Below are 12,139 nucleotides of genomic sequence, written 5' to 3'. Positions count from 1 at the left end.
GAGTGCGAGATGGGCGACGCGATCCGATGCGATGCCGATGACTGGGTGGAAGTGGAGTACGTGCTCCTTGAGCCGGGCCAGCGCGCGGCCGGGATTCCGGATGACACCGCCGCTCAGCCGCTGCGGGCGTGGGTGAAAGGGTTCGCCCGCGGCCCCGCGTTCATCGGCGACGAGGTGGATGTGGAGACGATGGCGGGCCGCGTGGTGCGCGGACACCTCTCGGAGATCGAGCCGGGGTACACCCACACCTTCGGCACTCCTCCGGCGGAGATCGTGGCCATCGGCCGTGACGCCCGCGCCAGGGTGGCCGAGTACCGTGCGCTCGCGGACCCGGAAGCGGGTGAGTGAGATGCCCACCCGCTACGAGCAGGTCATGGCCCGCAAGGGCGAGATCATGAAGCGTGCCCTCGGCATGGACTACGCCGAGTTCGAGCGGAGCCCGATCGCCTTCGACTACGAAGGCATGATGTCGGCCCACGGCTATACGCTGGAGGACATCCGCGGGATCCAGCGCGCGGCGGGCGTGGGTCTCACGCCGCTCCTGGAGCTACGCAACATGACCGACCTCGTGCGGTCGTACGCAGAGCCCGGCCATGGGGCGCGGATCTTCGTGAAGGACGAGGCGGCCAACATGGCGGGCTCGTTCAAGGACCGCAGGGCAAGCATGAGCATCCATGTGGCAGCCGAGAAGGGATTCCCGGGGGTCATCGCAGCCACCTCGGGCAACTATGGCGCCGCCGTGGCCAGCCAGGCGGCCCGGGCGGGGCTGAAGTGCATCATCTGCCAGGAGGCCTTCGATTCGCGGCACATCGGACAGCCCGAGATCGTTGAGAAGTCGCGCATCTGCGAGGCGTTCGGCGCCGAGGTCGTCCAGATGACGGTGGGTCCGGAGCTCTTCTTCCACATGCTCGAGTTGCTCGATGAGACGGGATTCCTCTCGGCGTCGCTGTACTCGCCCTTCGGGGTGTCGGGGATCGAGTCGCTCGGCGCCGAGTTGGCCGAGGAGATGATCGGGCTCACCGGCGCGCCGCCCACGCATGTGGTCGTCACACACGCCGGCGGCGGCAACACCACCGGCACGGCGCGCGGACTGCGCAGGATGGGCGCGCACGACACCCAGGTCGTGAGCGCGTCGGTGGACCTCTCGGGACTCCACATGGCCAGCGACACCGACTTCAATCGCAAGAGCTTCACCACCGGGCATACGGGCTTTGGGGTGCCGTTCGCGACCTGGCCCGACCGCTCCGACGTGCCCCGCAACGCTGCGCGGTCGCTCCGCTACATGGACCGCTATCTCACCGTCACCCAGGGCGAGGTCTTCTATGTGACCGAGGCGCTCTCCAAGCTCGAAGGGCTGGAGCGTGGGCCGAGCGGCAACACTGCGATGGCGGCAGCGATGTCGCTGGCGCGCGAGCTGCCGCGTGACGCGACGGTGGTGGTGCAGGAGACGGAGTACACCGGCGCCGGGAAGCATCACTGGTCGCAACTGGCGTTCGCGCGCGAGCAGGGCGTGGAGGTGCGGAAGGGCGATCCGGCCGACAACGTGCCGGGCACGGCGATCGTGATACCCGAGCGCCCGGAGCAGATACGCGCCAAGGACCTCGACCTGGTGCGGATGCGGCGATCGTACATCCGCAACGCTCTCAGGCATGCCCCCGAAGGATACGAACCCACTCCTGGCGACATCGTCTTCCTTGCCGAGGACACCAACACCACACCGGTGGCGGTCGAGGAGGCGATAGCCGAGTTGCGTGCGGGGTAGAGGTGTCCGAGAGCATGGGTCCGGGAGAGACAGCGACGATGTCATAGCCATGTGACACACTCGGCACGGAGGTCGAGACAGGGTCTGTCCCGCAGGGGCAGACAGCCTCATGAGGGTGATCCAAGCGAGAAGCGCCGATTTGAAGCTACAGCTTGCGGGCGCGGTACAAGTGCAGCTAAAGCGTGGGTCAGGCGAGCTGGCCCGGACAGAGGGCCGGCTCGCGTCGCATCTTGCGCCGCCCCGCCCGATCGGAAGGGCGGTGCCGTGATGGGCACGAAGCACGGGAAGAGGGACGGGAGGGGCGACGTCACGCGTTTTCGTGACGCGATCCAGCACGGCGGGCACGCATGGGTGCTCGCACACGATGATCAGGACTACTTCTACGAGTGCCTCAAGTGCGGCGACCGTGTCCACGTTGTCACGGTCGAGCAGATGGGGAAGGCGAGGAAGCACGGCTACGCGTACATGCCGCTCAACCACCGGGCGCCGTGGAACCAGGATCGGGAGGTGCGCATCTATCAGGGCGATGGCACGTTCCGCATCGAGAAGGGTGAGCCGTACCCGCCGTGCCCACAGGCCGGCACATCGATGCCGGACGTGTCGGCTCTCAAGGAGGGCCCCCTGGTAGCGGTTCCGCGCGGGGACGACGGGCCGGCGGGGGAGTAGGCGTCGATCGCCGGGTTGCGGGAGCCGTGAGCGAAGGCCGTCTACAGAAGCCGAATCTCCACCGAGGTATCAACGTCGGCGAAGGCGCGGTAGTCCGCCGTCACGAGCGGGCAATCGAATTCCGTGGCGAGGTCGAGGAAGAGCGCATCATAGACACTGAGGCCATGGCTGTACGCGAGTTCGGCAGCCGACCGCACGCGCGAGTAGGTCACATCCATCAGGTGGATCTGGATCGCTTCGAGATGACCGATTAGCTCGATGACCTCCGAGGATGGAATACGCCTCTTCCATCTGAGGGCGTTTGCCACCTCCCAGGGCAGACTGGCGGGCGCGATGAGTATCGTCTCGCCAGTCAGGTGCCGGTGCAGCAGATCGACCGCGAGGTCGACGCGGTTCTCGCCGAGGGCGGACAGCCACTTGAATGCAATGGAGGAATCGACGACGATCGCTCCGCTCACCGTCGCCACCCCCCGGGTGTGTCGCGCTCCCTGTCCCGGCGGGTGTGGTCGATCAGGTCCTGGATATCCCGTTCTGTCAGCTTCGACCCGATGCGCGCGAAGCCGGCGAGCGCCCGCTGTATGTCCTTGCTTCGACGCTCCTCGGTTGACAGGTTCTTGATGTCAGAGACATAGCGGGAACTCGCTTCGGCGATGAAACCGCTGCGGCTCATTCCAAGGTCGCCGGCGGCCTCATCAATCTCGCTCACCAGCTCTTCAGGCAGTGACACGTTCACCTTGTAGACCGCCATGCCGATCACCTCGCAGATACACCAGATGGATACACCAGAAGTGTATCTGCGCCCCCTGACACGCGTCAACGGCGGCTGCTAGACGAACCAGGCGCCGACCGCATTGAAGCCGTAGCCGATGATCAGGATGCCGGTGACTACGAGGCCGAAGAAAGTGGCAAGCAGCGGCGTCTTCACGACCTTCTTGAGCATCACGAGCGAGGGCAGCGAGAGCGCCGTGACCGCCATCATGAAGGCGAGCACGGTGCCGAGGCCCACGCCCTTGGCCACCAGCGCCTCGGCTATCGGCAGCGTTCCGAAGATGTCGGCGTACATCGGCACGCCCACGATCGTGGCGATCACCGGCGAGAACGGGTTGGCCGTACCGAGCACGGCAGAGACCCACGTCTCGGGTATCCAGCCGTGGATCACCGCTCCGATACCTACGCCGGCCAGAACGTAGGGCCACACACGCTTCACGATGTCGGCCACCGCCTGCCACGCGAACGCGATGCGGTCGCGCCGGGTCATCTCGGGCAGGTCGGCGTCGGCAAGATGGGTGCCGTAGACGAATGGCTCGACGTAGCGCTCGAGCTTGAGGGCACTGATGATCGAGCCACCCGCGACCGCCAATACGAGTCCCACCACCACGTAGGCGATCGCGATCCGCCAGTTGAAGATGCTGGCGAGCAGGATGACCGAGGCCAGGTCGACGAGCGGGGACGAGATCAGGAACGAGAAGGTGACCCCGAGCGGGAGACCGGCCGAGGTGAAGCCGATGAACAACGGGATGGAGGAGCAGGAGCAGAACGGCGTGATGGTGCCGAGCAGCGCGCCGAGGACGTTGCCCCAGATCCCGTTGAAGCGCCCGAGGATCCGCTTCGTACGCTCGGGCGGGAAGTAACTCTGTACGTACGAGATGGCGAAGATGAGCGCCGAGAGCAGCACGAAGATCTTGACCGTGTCGTACAGGAAGAACTGGATGCTGGCGCCGAGACGCTCACCCAGCGGGAGACCCAGGACGTCGGACACGAACGCACCTACGAGGTCGTTCAGCCACACCATCTTGAGAAGCTGATCGTTCATCCACGCGAACACACCGGTGATCAGGTCCATGCGCTCCTCTTCTTCCCAGTCCGTTACCCGTCGCGCTTCACGTCTTGCCGTGCCGACGTGTACGTCGTATGCTTCGACAAGTATCGAAGTATAGGCATCGTCCGGATGCTTGTCGAATCGGAGAGGTACACAGATGAGTGGTTGCTGCAGCGGACCGGCGCGCATCGTCGTGGAGTTCGACTATCTCACCGTCGACGGGAACACCTGTGACCGTTGCGGGGACACTCACGATGCCGTGCGTGCGGCCGTTTCCGACGCGCGAGCCGCGCTGCCCTCGTCGGTGGCGGTGATCGACTATCTTGAGTGCGAGTTGACCTCCGGCCGTCTCGACGACTCCAACCGGGTGCTGGTGAACGGACGTCCGGCCGAGGAGTGGCTCGGCGGCGTGAGCATGATGAGCGACTGTCCGTCATGCAGCGATCTGGTCGGGGAATCGGTCTGCTGCCGCGAGATCGAGGTCGGCGGCGTACGGACCGAGGCCGTGGGCCGTGACGTGGTCTTCGACGCCATCATGGCCGCCGCAGGGCTCGCAGGCGAGGCGGGATCGGCGGGCCTCTCCTCGCTGTCCTCGCGCGAAGATCGCGCTGCGGAGGCTTCGTCGAGACCTGCCGATCCCGCCTCGACGTGCTGCACGCCTGCTCCGCCCACGGTCACGCTCGTCACCGGCCCGGGATGTGGTTGAGGCGGCGACCTGATGTGCGACCCCGGTTCGGAGGTCGAGTTCGTGGGGCCCGAGGGTTCCGCTTGAGACATGCCCACGGCGTGGCGTGTCCATGCCCTCGAGGCCGCGCTCGCGGCACAAGGTCTGCCCGGGCGCGTGACCGACTGCGACGTCTACGCTTTGCCAGCGGCTGAGCGCACGCGTGTGGTCGACCTGCTGATCGCGGAGCAGACGTCGTTTCCCATGGTGATGGTGGATAGCGAGGTCGTATGCCACGCTGGCGTCGATCTTGATGCGGTGGTGCAAGCGGTCCTCGGAGGAGGAGATCATGCAGGCTGCTGCTGAGCGGCTCTCTGAGGATCGGCTTGACGCCGCGCTCAAGGCGCTCGCCTCAGCTCAGCGTCGTGAGATCGTGCGCTTCCTGCTGCAGCGGACGTCGGAAGAGGGCAAGACCTGCTGCGCCACGGACGAGGTCTGCGCCTGCAAGCTGTCGGAGCATCTTGGCCTGGCGGCATCTACCGTGTCGCATCACATGTCGGCCTTGAAAGACGCCGGTCTGGTGACCGCGCGCAAGGATGGCACATGGGTTTACTACACGGTTCAACGCGACGTGCTCGCCGCCGTGGCTGCGGCGATTGAAGGATTCTGACAGGCCCTGAAGGCCGGAGAGGCGGGATCACACATGGAGATCAAGATCCTCGGTACCGGATGCGCTAAGTGCAAGCAGCTGGAGAAGGTGGTCCGGGAGGCCGTGGATGAGATGAGTCTGGACGCCACGGTGGTGAAGGTGACCGAACTCACCGACATCATGGAGTACGGGATCATGTCCACGCCGGGCCTCGTGGTTGACGGCGAGGTACGGCTTGCGGGGAGGCTCCCCAAGATGGCCGAGGTGAAATCGATCCTCGAGCGTGCGGGCGCTTAGCGTGGGGAGCGGCACCGGCGCGCACGAACGCAGTGAGGTTCCATCGGGCGACGATGCAGCGGGCGGCGCGCCGGGCGGGCGTTTGGCGGTGGCGTCGCTCGCACTGCTCTCTCTCGCGCTCGTTGCCGTGCTCGTCTACCTGCTGAGCGGTGGCGCCTCCGGCGACCCCGGGCCTGCTCCCGGGCAGATCGATGCGGGAGATCCCGCTGCGGCACTCGAGGACGCTCTCGCATCCGGCACTCCCGCCTACGTGCTCATCCACTCGGACACTTGAGCCTCGTGTATCGAGATCGCGGCGGTCGCCGCGAGGGTGATGCCCGAGTACGTCGGCCGGGTGGTCTACGTGGACGCTCTCACCACCGATCCCTTAGCAGCTCCGGTGCTCGACCGGTATCAAACGCGGTACATCCCCACATCCGTCTTCGTGTCCGGCGCGGGTGATGTCATCGAGACATACGTCGGCCCGTTGGACGAGACGCAGCTCCGGGCCAAGCTCGACGCGAACGTGGAGTAGCGAAGACCCGACCAACACGGCTATTCTTGCATCAGGGCCGATGCCGAATGCATACGTCGGACGGGGAGGGGTTGCATGGCGCGCGAGGACACGTTCGCGGAGTCTCGGAAGCATCTGGAGGAGCTGTCCGACCAAGCGCTCGAGCAGCGCTTCTGGGATCTCGCACAGCGGTGTGTCGATCCGCTCGTGGAACTCGCCCGCACCCACACCTCCCCATCGATCGAGCGAAGCGTGCTCATGCGCATGGGCATCGATTCCCTTACCTGCAAGGCCGTGGTTGCCGAATGTGAGACGCGCGGGTTGCTCGGGCACGGGGCGGGACACGTTGTGCTCGTGGCCATGCGCGAATGGGGGGTGGGGGCGCCGGAAGCGGCGGCCCGGCTCGCCAGAGGAGAAGGATGGGAGATCGCTCAGGCGAGATGGGGTGGCGTGCGATGAGCGTTCACCCGGGCGCGCCGGACCGTCCGCCGGCATCTCCATCCGATAGTGCGGGACCCGGCAAGCGGACATCCGGCCCCTGCTTCGGTGGTCCGCTTGCCGACCCGCCGCTAGACCCGTGCGAGAAGCTCGACGTAGAGGCGCTGCTCAAGGGCCTTAAGGGATACCGGCCCCGGCGCCGTGGCTGGACGTGGCGCAGGCAGGTGCCCGATCAGCGCGCCTATGAGTTCACCTACCACGAGACCTCCGAGCCGGTGAAACGCAGCGTGCCGCTTCCGGCGGCCCACTACTTCGAGGAGATCGATCCGCAGCCCGACTGCGTGATAACGACAGAGATCGCCTCGGGCCGCCCTGAAGACGACATCCGCCGTATGCGCATGGCCGCCTGGCATGGCGCCGACCATATCATGGTGATCCGCACCGCCGGACAGAGCCACATGGACGGCCTCATCGAGGGCACGCCGGAGGGCGTGGGAGGCATCGCCGTCACACGCAAGCAGGTGCGCCTGTCGCGACGCGCGCTCGACCTGATCGAGGACGAGGTCGGACGCCCCATCAACTTCCACTCGTACGTGAGCGGCGTGGCCGGTCCGGAGATCGCGGTGATGTTCGCCGAGGAGGGCGTGAACGGCGCTCACCAGGACCCGCAGTACAACGTGCTCTACCGCAACATCAACATGTACCGGTCGTTCGTGGACGCCGCTGTGGCCAAGCAGGTGATGGCAGCGGCGGGCATCCTGCAGATCGACGGCGCGCACAACGCGAACGCCACGGCGATCAAGGCGTGGAAGGTGATGCCCGAGCTTCTGGTGCAGCATGCCATCAACTGCGCGTTCTCGGAGACGGTGGGCATGCCGGCTGACCATATCGCACTCTCCACCGTGCCGCCGGACGCGGCGCCGGCGCCGTGCATGCGCATGGATCTCCCGTATGCGGTCGCGCTCCGGGATCTCTTCGGCCGCTTCAAGATGCGGGCGCAGCAGAACACCCGGTATATGGAGAGCGACGGCCGGGACGCAACAGTCAGCCACGTGATGAACCTGCTCGTGTCCCGGCTCACCTCGGCGGATATCCAATCCACGATAACCCCCGACGAGGGCCGGAACGTCCCGTGGCACTACAACAACGTGGCAGCAGTGGACACCGCCAAGCAGTCGCTGGTGGGCATGGACGGTCTGCGCGAGATGGTGCGTATCGACCGCGAGTCGCCGGAGCTCAAGGCGCGCGTCCGCGAGATCAAGGAGCGGGCGGTGCTCTTCCTCGAGGCGATGCTCGAGGACGGCGGCTACTTCGCGGGCGTGGAGAAGGCGTACTTCGTGGACAGCGGCGAGTATCCCGAGACCAACGATGACGGCATCGGCCGTGACAGTCAGGGTGGTGTTGCCGCGGGTTCGATCGTCCCGCGCGCGGACGACTACCTCGCGCCGGTCTGTCACCACTTCGGCCACAACCACCTCGAGCTGCTGGCGGAGTACGGCGCCGATCCGGCAGACGCACCCTGTGCGGTGGTGGGCGGGTGTACGCTCTGCGACGACACCAAGGTGCCGTTCATCGACGAGCTCGACCCCGAAGACAACGCGGCCACGCGGCTTATGCAGACCGCAGAAGCCCGCAGCAAGGACCTTATCGCCCCCGAGGTGGAGTGGTCGGGCGACGGCGTGGTCGTGGTCACGATGTTCCTGCCCGCCGGCGAACAGGTGGCGGAGGCGGCGGCCCTTGAGCTCGGCTCGGCGATGAACCTCACCGACTGCGAGGTCATCCACAAGCGCGTGATGCATCCTGCCGAGGGCACGCTCATCGAGCTGAAGGGCCGGCTCGCCGTGGCGATCGACCCCACGACGCTCGTGATCCCGGAGCCGCCGGACGTGCTGACCGACGAGGAGATCCGCGACTTCGTGCACGAGCGGAATCTGCGCTGCGTGGCCGCCACCGTGGGCAACGACGAGCACTCGGTGGGTATGCGCGAGATCATCGACATCAAGCACGGTGGCCTTGAGAAATGGGGCTTTTCCGTGACCTACCTGGGCACGAGCGTGCCGATCGACAAGGTGCTCGACGCCGCCATCGAGCACGCGGCGAGCGTGGTGCTCATCTCAACGATCATCACCCACGCCGACGTGCATCGCGAGATGATGCGCAAGCTCTCCGCGCTCGCCGAGGAGAAGGGCGTGCGTGACAGGCTCTTGTTCATCTCGGGCGGCACGCAGGTGACCGACGAGATCGCCCGTGAGAGCGGGATGGACGCAGGGTTCGGCCGAAAGACCAAGGGTCTCGATGTGGCGAGCTTCATCGTGAAGACTATGCGCGCGCGTGGGATGTAGTTGACGCGCTACCGGTCGCGCGCGGCTTCGGCCGCGTCGAATTCGGCGCGCACCGTGTCGCGAATCGAGGCCAGTTGCGGCAGGAGCGACGGTAGTCGGTCCTGGATGATCTCGGCTACGCGGGGCCAGATGATGCCATCATAATGGTGCGCCACGACGTCGCGTGTGCGGGCCATCTCGCTCCAAGGCACATCCGCGAAGCGGCTTCGTACCTTGATCGAGAGCCGCTTGGATGACTCACCCAGGACCACGAGGTTCCAGAGGATGCGCTCACGATCGTCGCGGTCGTCACCGATGTGATCACGCGGCACGTCACGGCCAAGGTCGATGAGGCGACTGGCGGCGTCGACCAGGCTCTCGAGGATGATCGACTCGTCACGCGGACCAGACATAGACTGCCTCCCGGAGAACGCGATCGTGCATCCGCGGGTGCAGGGCGTGTGGTTCGATGAAGTCTACATCTCTGCCGAGCAGATCCTCTATGTACTGCGCCGCCTCCACGAAGAGGAACCCTCCCGGCCTGGGCATCTCCACTAGCAGGTCCACATCGCTCGTGTCGGTCTGCTCTCCGTACGCGAAACTGCCGAAGACACCGATGCGCACGATGCCGAAGCGCTCCCTCAGCTCCCGCCCGTGCGCGCGGACTCGAGCCGCGATCTCGCCGAGGTCATGGACCGGTGTGACCGCGGGCGTGAGAGCGCTGACCGCGTAGGTTGCCTGTGCCTCGGCGGCAATCGGCAGTTTCGCGGCCGCATACCCCAACGCCTCGGCAACGGCGTCCACCCGCTCGAGCGACGCATTTCGGTAGCCCGAGGTCTCCCAGCGCGCGATCTGCTGCTGTGCCACGCCGATGGCGCTGCCGAGTTCGCGCTGCGGCATGCCCGCCGCATGGCGGGCGGCGATCAGGGCGGGGCCGATGTCGAGCGGTCGTGTCATGGAGCGATGGTACAACACAGAAGTAGTTGATACAACGCACAGGTTGTGAAAGGTGTGATCCGGCAGATGCGACCTGTCACTGCCCGCCGAGGCCGAACTCGGGCGGCAAGGGGATCTCATGGTCCTCTTCGCGCCCGACGTCCTGGAGAGCACCCACGCGGTGTTCGAGCTCCGGGCCGGCACGGAAGACCTTCATGCGCCCTTCGAACGACTCGGTCAGATACCCCTTGTCCACGAGCTCTGCGAAATCGCGGTGGGCCGTCGCGTAGCCGATACCGTGGGTGCTGCGGTGGTAGCCGATGCGGAACGTGGCGTCGGGGATACGGAGCGCCCGACCGATGATCGAGCGCTGCCGGTGGTTGAGCGTCTCGTCCTCGCGCAACTCGCGCTGTACGGCTTCGTCGATGGCGGCGGCGCGCTCCATTCGGGAGCCAAGCTGGTGCAGCGCATGCACCACGAGACTGAGCTGGGTGTCCAGCCACGGCGTGGAGTTGGTCTCCTGCCAGGAATCGAGCACGGGGGGTCCCGGGACAGCGGCGGTCGGCCGCGGCCCCGCGGCCTCCTGAAGCATCAGCTCCGAGCGCGAGATGGGCAGATAGCCGAGCACGGGATATCCGGTCTTGAGCGCCGCGAAGCGGAACAGGATACGCGACATCATTCCGTTCCATGCGGGGAAGAGGTCCCAGTAGGCCGTGACGGCGCGGATGATCAGAGCGACGACGGCAGGATGGGTGCAGCTCTGCAGGTGCGCGGCGTTGGCGTAGGAGCACAGCCCGCGCACCACTGCGTCTTCGGTGCTCCTGTCCACACCGCTGGGCGTCCTGGTGAGGTGCGAGGGGATTCCGTAGGTGAGCTGGCCGTAGAGGTCGATCAGCGTCGCGAGCGTCCAGGGCCTGTCCACGAGCCCCTGGAGCTCCTCGGAGAGGCGGTAGTGGTTGACCACCAGCCGCTCCTCGATCGTTCGGGGCTGTCGACGCATGAGCAGGAGGTCTTTGGCGGTCTCGTAGTCCACATCAACGCCATCGAGCCGCGCGGTCGCGACGGTCTCGTCGACGTTCGACTGCACCACGAAGCGTGCGCCTGATCTGCTGATCACACGTTCGTAGAGCTGTGAGTAGGTGGTGCAGTGCTGGTCGATCGTGCTGAGCGACCGCCTGATCCGGTGGGTCTGCACGAACCAGTGCATACGTCCTTCGCGGTCAGGTATCGGCGAGTAGATCGCGGCAAGCCGCTGCAGAGCGGTGAGAAGGTCGAGCGTCTGCTCGTGGGTGAGCCCCTCGGGCAGCGGAAGGTCGCTGAGGGATTCCATCGGTACGGGCGTGGCGGTGGAGCGGAGAAGCGCATGGCGCACGTCGTTGCGCGAGACGACCGCGATGATGCGCTCGACGTCCGATGCTGCCAGTGGGCGCTCCCTGCGTGGTTCGTCTGAGGTCACTGTCACTCCCTGGGGGGCATCCGGGCCACTGTCACTATCCTCCGGCCAATAGTTATCCATTATTGGGGAATTGACAATGCACTAACCGCCTTCACAATATGGATTATCCATCCCGGTAGGTGGAGAGTTGACGACCGGCACAGCGTACCACCCCGGCAGGTGGAGTGTCAGGCATGAGGGGATATGGGGAAAGGGGTGAGGCCATGGCTGAGACGCTGTGGTTCGATTCTGCTACCTGGTTGGTGTGGCTGGCGCCGTTCGCCGGCGTGCTCGCCGCCGGGCTCAGCAGACGCAGGGATCCGGTGATAGAAGGCGAGCGTGTGCTCCGCCACGACGTCCCGGCGCGGATCACGCACTGGACGCACGGCGTGGGCACGATGATGCTGCTCATCAGCGGCATCGCGCTCGGGCTGTTCTTCACACCGGCGCTCGTCTCAGGCGGCGAAGGGGTCTGGACGTGGATGAACGTCCACTTCGCCTTCGTGGTGATGTTCCTGTTCGGCACCTTCTACTACGGCGCCAACACGCTCATGGCGGCCAAGCGGTTCCGCGAGCACCTGCCCACGAAGAACGCCGTGGACTACACCAAGCGCCACTACGGCCTCTTGCTCGGGTTCAAGAAGTTCACCTTCCCGCCT

The 12,139-nt window shown here is 65.9% G+C and carries 17 protein-coding genes and 1 pseudogene; 12 read left to right on the top strand and 6 right to left on the bottom strand.

All coding sequences use genetic code 11. From position 1 onward, the window contains the following. Positions 1–9 precede the first annotated feature (9 nt). From ortA to MSB02_RS04990, 3 genes are all read left to right on the top strand, one after another. The gene (gene ortA, locus MSB02_RS05000) at positions 10–348 is read left to right on the top strand and encodes a 2-amino-4-oxopentanoate thiolase subunit OrtA (protein ID WP_267194139.1); all 339 of its coding nucleotides are present in this window, start codon (positions 10–12) and stop codon (positions 346–348) included. Between the two features lies 1 nt (position 349). Next, positions 350–1,762 carry a 2-amino-4-oxopentanoate thiolase subunit OrtB gene (gene ortB, locus MSB02_RS04995; RefSeq protein ID WP_267194138.1) on the top strand — a complete coding sequence of 471 codons (1,413 nt, stop codon included), beginning with the start codon at positions 350–352 and terminating at the stop codon, positions 1,760–1,762. Between the two features lie 267 nt (positions 1,763–2,029). Beyond that, on the top strand, positions 2,030–2,428 hold the full coding sequence (locus tag MSB02_RS04990; RefSeq protein WP_267194137.1) for a hypothetical protein: 399 nt from the start codon (positions 2,030–2,032) through the stop codon (positions 2,426–2,428). A 41-nt stretch (positions 2,429–2,469) separates the two neighbouring features. Here the strand turns inward: MSB02_RS04990 and MSB02_RS04985 are convergent, their stop codons facing one another. The 3 genes from MSB02_RS04985 to MSB02_RS04975 all read right to left on the bottom strand — a co-directional run bounded on the left by MSB02_RS04985 (position 2,470) and on the right by MSB02_RS04975 (position 4,271). Next, complete coding sequence (locus MSB02_RS04985; protein WP_267194136.1) at positions 2,470–2,886, bottom strand: type II toxin-antitoxin system VapC family toxin; 417 nt, start codon at positions 2,884–2,886, stop codon at positions 2,470–2,472. Beyond that, positions 2,883–3,176, bottom strand: a complete 294-nt coding sequence (locus MSB02_RS04980; RefSeq protein ID WP_267194135.1) for a type II toxin-antitoxin system HicB family antitoxin — start codon at positions 3,174–3,176, stop codon at positions 2,883–2,885. Before MSB02_RS04980 ends, MSB02_RS04985 begins: the two co-directional genes overlap by 4 nt. A gap of 78 nt (positions 3,177–3,254) precedes the next feature. Further along, entirely contained in the window at positions 3,255–4,271 is a 1,017-nt protein-coding gene (locus MSB02_RS04975; protein WP_267194134.1) for a permease, read from the bottom strand. Between the two features lie 133 nt (positions 4,272–4,404). Between MSB02_RS04975 and MSB02_RS04970 the strand changes: the two genes are divergently transcribed. The 8 genes from MSB02_RS04970 (at position 4,405) to oraE (ending at position 9,130) form a co-directional block, all read left to right on the top strand. Next, positions 4,405–4,953 carry a DUF2703 domain-containing protein gene (locus MSB02_RS04970; RefSeq protein ID WP_267194133.1) on the top strand — a complete coding sequence of 183 codons (549 nt, stop codon included), beginning with the start codon at positions 4,405–4,407 and terminating at the stop codon, positions 4,951–4,953. A 69-nt stretch (positions 4,954–5,022) separates the two neighbouring features. Further along, positions 5,023–5,277 carry a hypothetical protein gene (locus MSB02_RS04965; RefSeq protein WP_267194132.1) on the top strand — a complete coding sequence of 85 codons (255 nt, stop codon included), beginning with the start codon at positions 5,023–5,025 and terminating at the stop codon, positions 5,275–5,277. Continuing rightward, positions 5,261–5,581: an ArsR/SmtB family transcription factor gene (locus MSB02_RS04960; protein WP_267194131.1), complete on the top strand. Its 321-nt coding sequence runs from the start codon at positions 5,261–5,263 to the stop codon at positions 5,579–5,581. Before MSB02_RS04965 ends, MSB02_RS04960 begins: the two co-directional genes overlap by 17 nt. Before the next feature lie 33 nt (positions 5,582–5,614). Continuing rightward, positions 5,615–5,857 (top strand): thioredoxin family protein, encoded by a 243-nt coding sequence (locus MSB02_RS04955; RefSeq protein WP_267194130.1) that lies wholly within the window; start codon positions 5,615–5,617, stop codon positions 5,855–5,857. Continuing rightward, the gene (locus MSB02_RS04950) at positions 5,844–6,131 is read left to right on the top strand and encodes a hypothetical protein (RefSeq protein ID WP_267194129.1); all 288 of its coding nucleotides are present in this window, start codon (positions 5,844–5,846) and stop codon (positions 6,129–6,131) included. Before MSB02_RS04955 ends, MSB02_RS04950 begins: the two co-directional genes overlap by 14 nt. 39 nt (positions 6,132–6,170) lie before the next feature. Next, positions 6,171–6,371 (top strand): thioredoxin domain-containing protein, encoded by a 201-nt coding sequence (locus tag MSB02_RS04945; protein WP_267194128.1) that lies wholly within the window; start codon positions 6,171–6,173, stop codon positions 6,369–6,371. A 75-nt stretch (positions 6,372–6,446) separates the two neighbouring features. Further along, the gene (locus tag MSB02_RS04940; RefSeq protein ID WP_267194127.1) at positions 6,447–6,809 is read left to right on the top strand and encodes an ornithine aminomutase subunit alpha; all 363 of its coding nucleotides are present in this window, start codon (positions 6,447–6,449) and stop codon (positions 6,807–6,809) included. After that, positions 6,770–9,130, top strand: coding sequence for a D-ornithine 4,5-aminomutase subunit OraE (gene oraE, locus MSB02_RS04935; protein ID WP_267194126.1), 2,361 nt, complete (start codon positions 6,770–6,772; stop codon positions 9,128–9,130). Before MSB02_RS04940 ends, oraE begins: the two co-directional genes overlap by 40 nt. Positions 9,131–9,138: 8 nt before the next feature. On the opposite strand, the gene MSB02_RS04930 is transcribed toward oraE, so the two are convergent. From MSB02_RS04930 to MSB02_RS04920, 3 genes are all read right to left on the bottom strand, one after another. Further along, the gene (locus MSB02_RS04930) at positions 9,139–9,522 is read right to left on the bottom strand and encodes a HepT-like ribonuclease domain-containing protein (protein ID WP_267194125.1); all 384 of its coding nucleotides are present in this window, start codon (positions 9,520–9,522) and stop codon (positions 9,139–9,141) included. Further along, a complete protein-coding gene (locus MSB02_RS04925; RefSeq protein WP_267194124.1) occupies positions 9,506–10,066 on the bottom strand; it encodes a nucleotidyltransferase domain-containing protein in 561 nt (186 codons plus the stop codon). Before MSB02_RS04925 ends, MSB02_RS04930 begins: the two co-directional genes overlap by 17 nt. A gap of 76 nt (positions 10,067–10,142) precedes the next feature. Continuing rightward, complete coding sequence (locus MSB02_RS04920) at positions 10,143–11,501, bottom strand: Fic family protein (RefSeq protein WP_267194123.1); 1,359 nt, start codon at positions 11,499–11,501, stop codon at positions 10,143–10,145. Positions 11,502–11,704: 203 nt separating this feature from the next. On the opposite strand from MSB02_RS04920, the pseudogene MSB02_RS04915 reads away from it, so the two are divergent. Then, a pseudogene (locus MSB02_RS04915) lies at positions 11,705–12,139 on the top strand (cytochrome b/b6 domain-containing protein); the annotation flags it as partial.

Origin of the sequence: Anaerosoma tenue (genome assembly GCF_023161965.1) — a bacterium.
Lineage (GTDB): Bacteria > Actinomycetota > Coriobacteriia > Anaerosomatales > Anaerosomataceae > Anaerosoma > Anaerosoma tenue.
Note: the sequence above shows the minus strand (reverse complement) of the source record. Positions and strands in the feature narration are given on the sequence as shown.

Coding starts and splice junctions, on each gene's coding strand:
- ortA (WP_267194139.1), top strand. CDS start 10: ATGGGCGACGCGATCCGATGCGATGCCGATGACTGGGTGGAAGTGGAG.
- ortB (WP_267194138.1), top strand. CDS start 350: ATGCCCACCCGCTACGAGCAGGTCATGGCCCGCAAGGGCGAGATCATG.
- MSB02_RS04990 (WP_267194137.1), top strand. CDS start 2,030: ATGGGCACGAAGCACGGGAAGAGGGACGGGAGGGGCGACGTCACGCGT.
- MSB02_RS04980 (WP_267194135.1), bottom strand. CDS start 3,176: ATGGCGGTCTACAAGGTGAACGTGTCACTGCCTGAAGAGCTGGTGAGC.
- MSB02_RS04975 (WP_267194134.1), bottom strand. CDS start 4,271: ATGGACCTGATCACCGGTGTGTTCGCGTGGATGAACGATCAGCTTCTC.
- MSB02_RS04970 (WP_267194133.1), top strand. CDS start 4,405: ATGAGTGGTTGCTGCAGCGGACCGGCGCGCATCGTCGTGGAGTTCGAC.
- MSB02_RS04965 (WP_267194132.1), top strand. CDS start 5,023: ATGCCCACGGCGTGGCGTGTCCATGCCCTCGAGGCCGCGCTCGCGGCA.
- MSB02_RS04960 (WP_267194131.1), top strand. CDS start 5,261: ATGCAGGCTGCTGCTGAGCGGCTCTCTGAGGATCGGCTTGACGCCGCG.
- MSB02_RS04955 (WP_267194130.1), top strand. CDS start 5,615: ATGGAGATCAAGATCCTCGGTACCGGATGCGCTAAGTGCAAGCAGCTG.
- MSB02_RS04945 (WP_267194128.1), top strand. CDS start 6,171: ATGCCCGAGTACGTCGGCCGGGTGGTCTACGTGGACGCTCTCACCACC.
- MSB02_RS04940 (WP_267194127.1), top strand. CDS start 6,447: ATGGCGCGCGAGGACACGTTCGCGGAGTCTCGGAAGCATCTGGAGGAG.
- oraE (WP_267194126.1), top strand. CDS start 6,770: ATGGGAGATCGCTCAGGCGAGATGGGGTGGCGTGCGATGAGCGTTCAC.
- MSB02_RS04930 (WP_267194125.1), bottom strand. CDS start 9,522: ATGTCTGGTCCGCGTGACGAGTCGATCATCCTCGAGAGCCTGGTCGAC.
- MSB02_RS04925 (WP_267194124.1), bottom strand. CDS start 10,066: ATGACACGACCGCTCGACATCGGCCCCGCCCTGATCGCCGCCCGCCAT.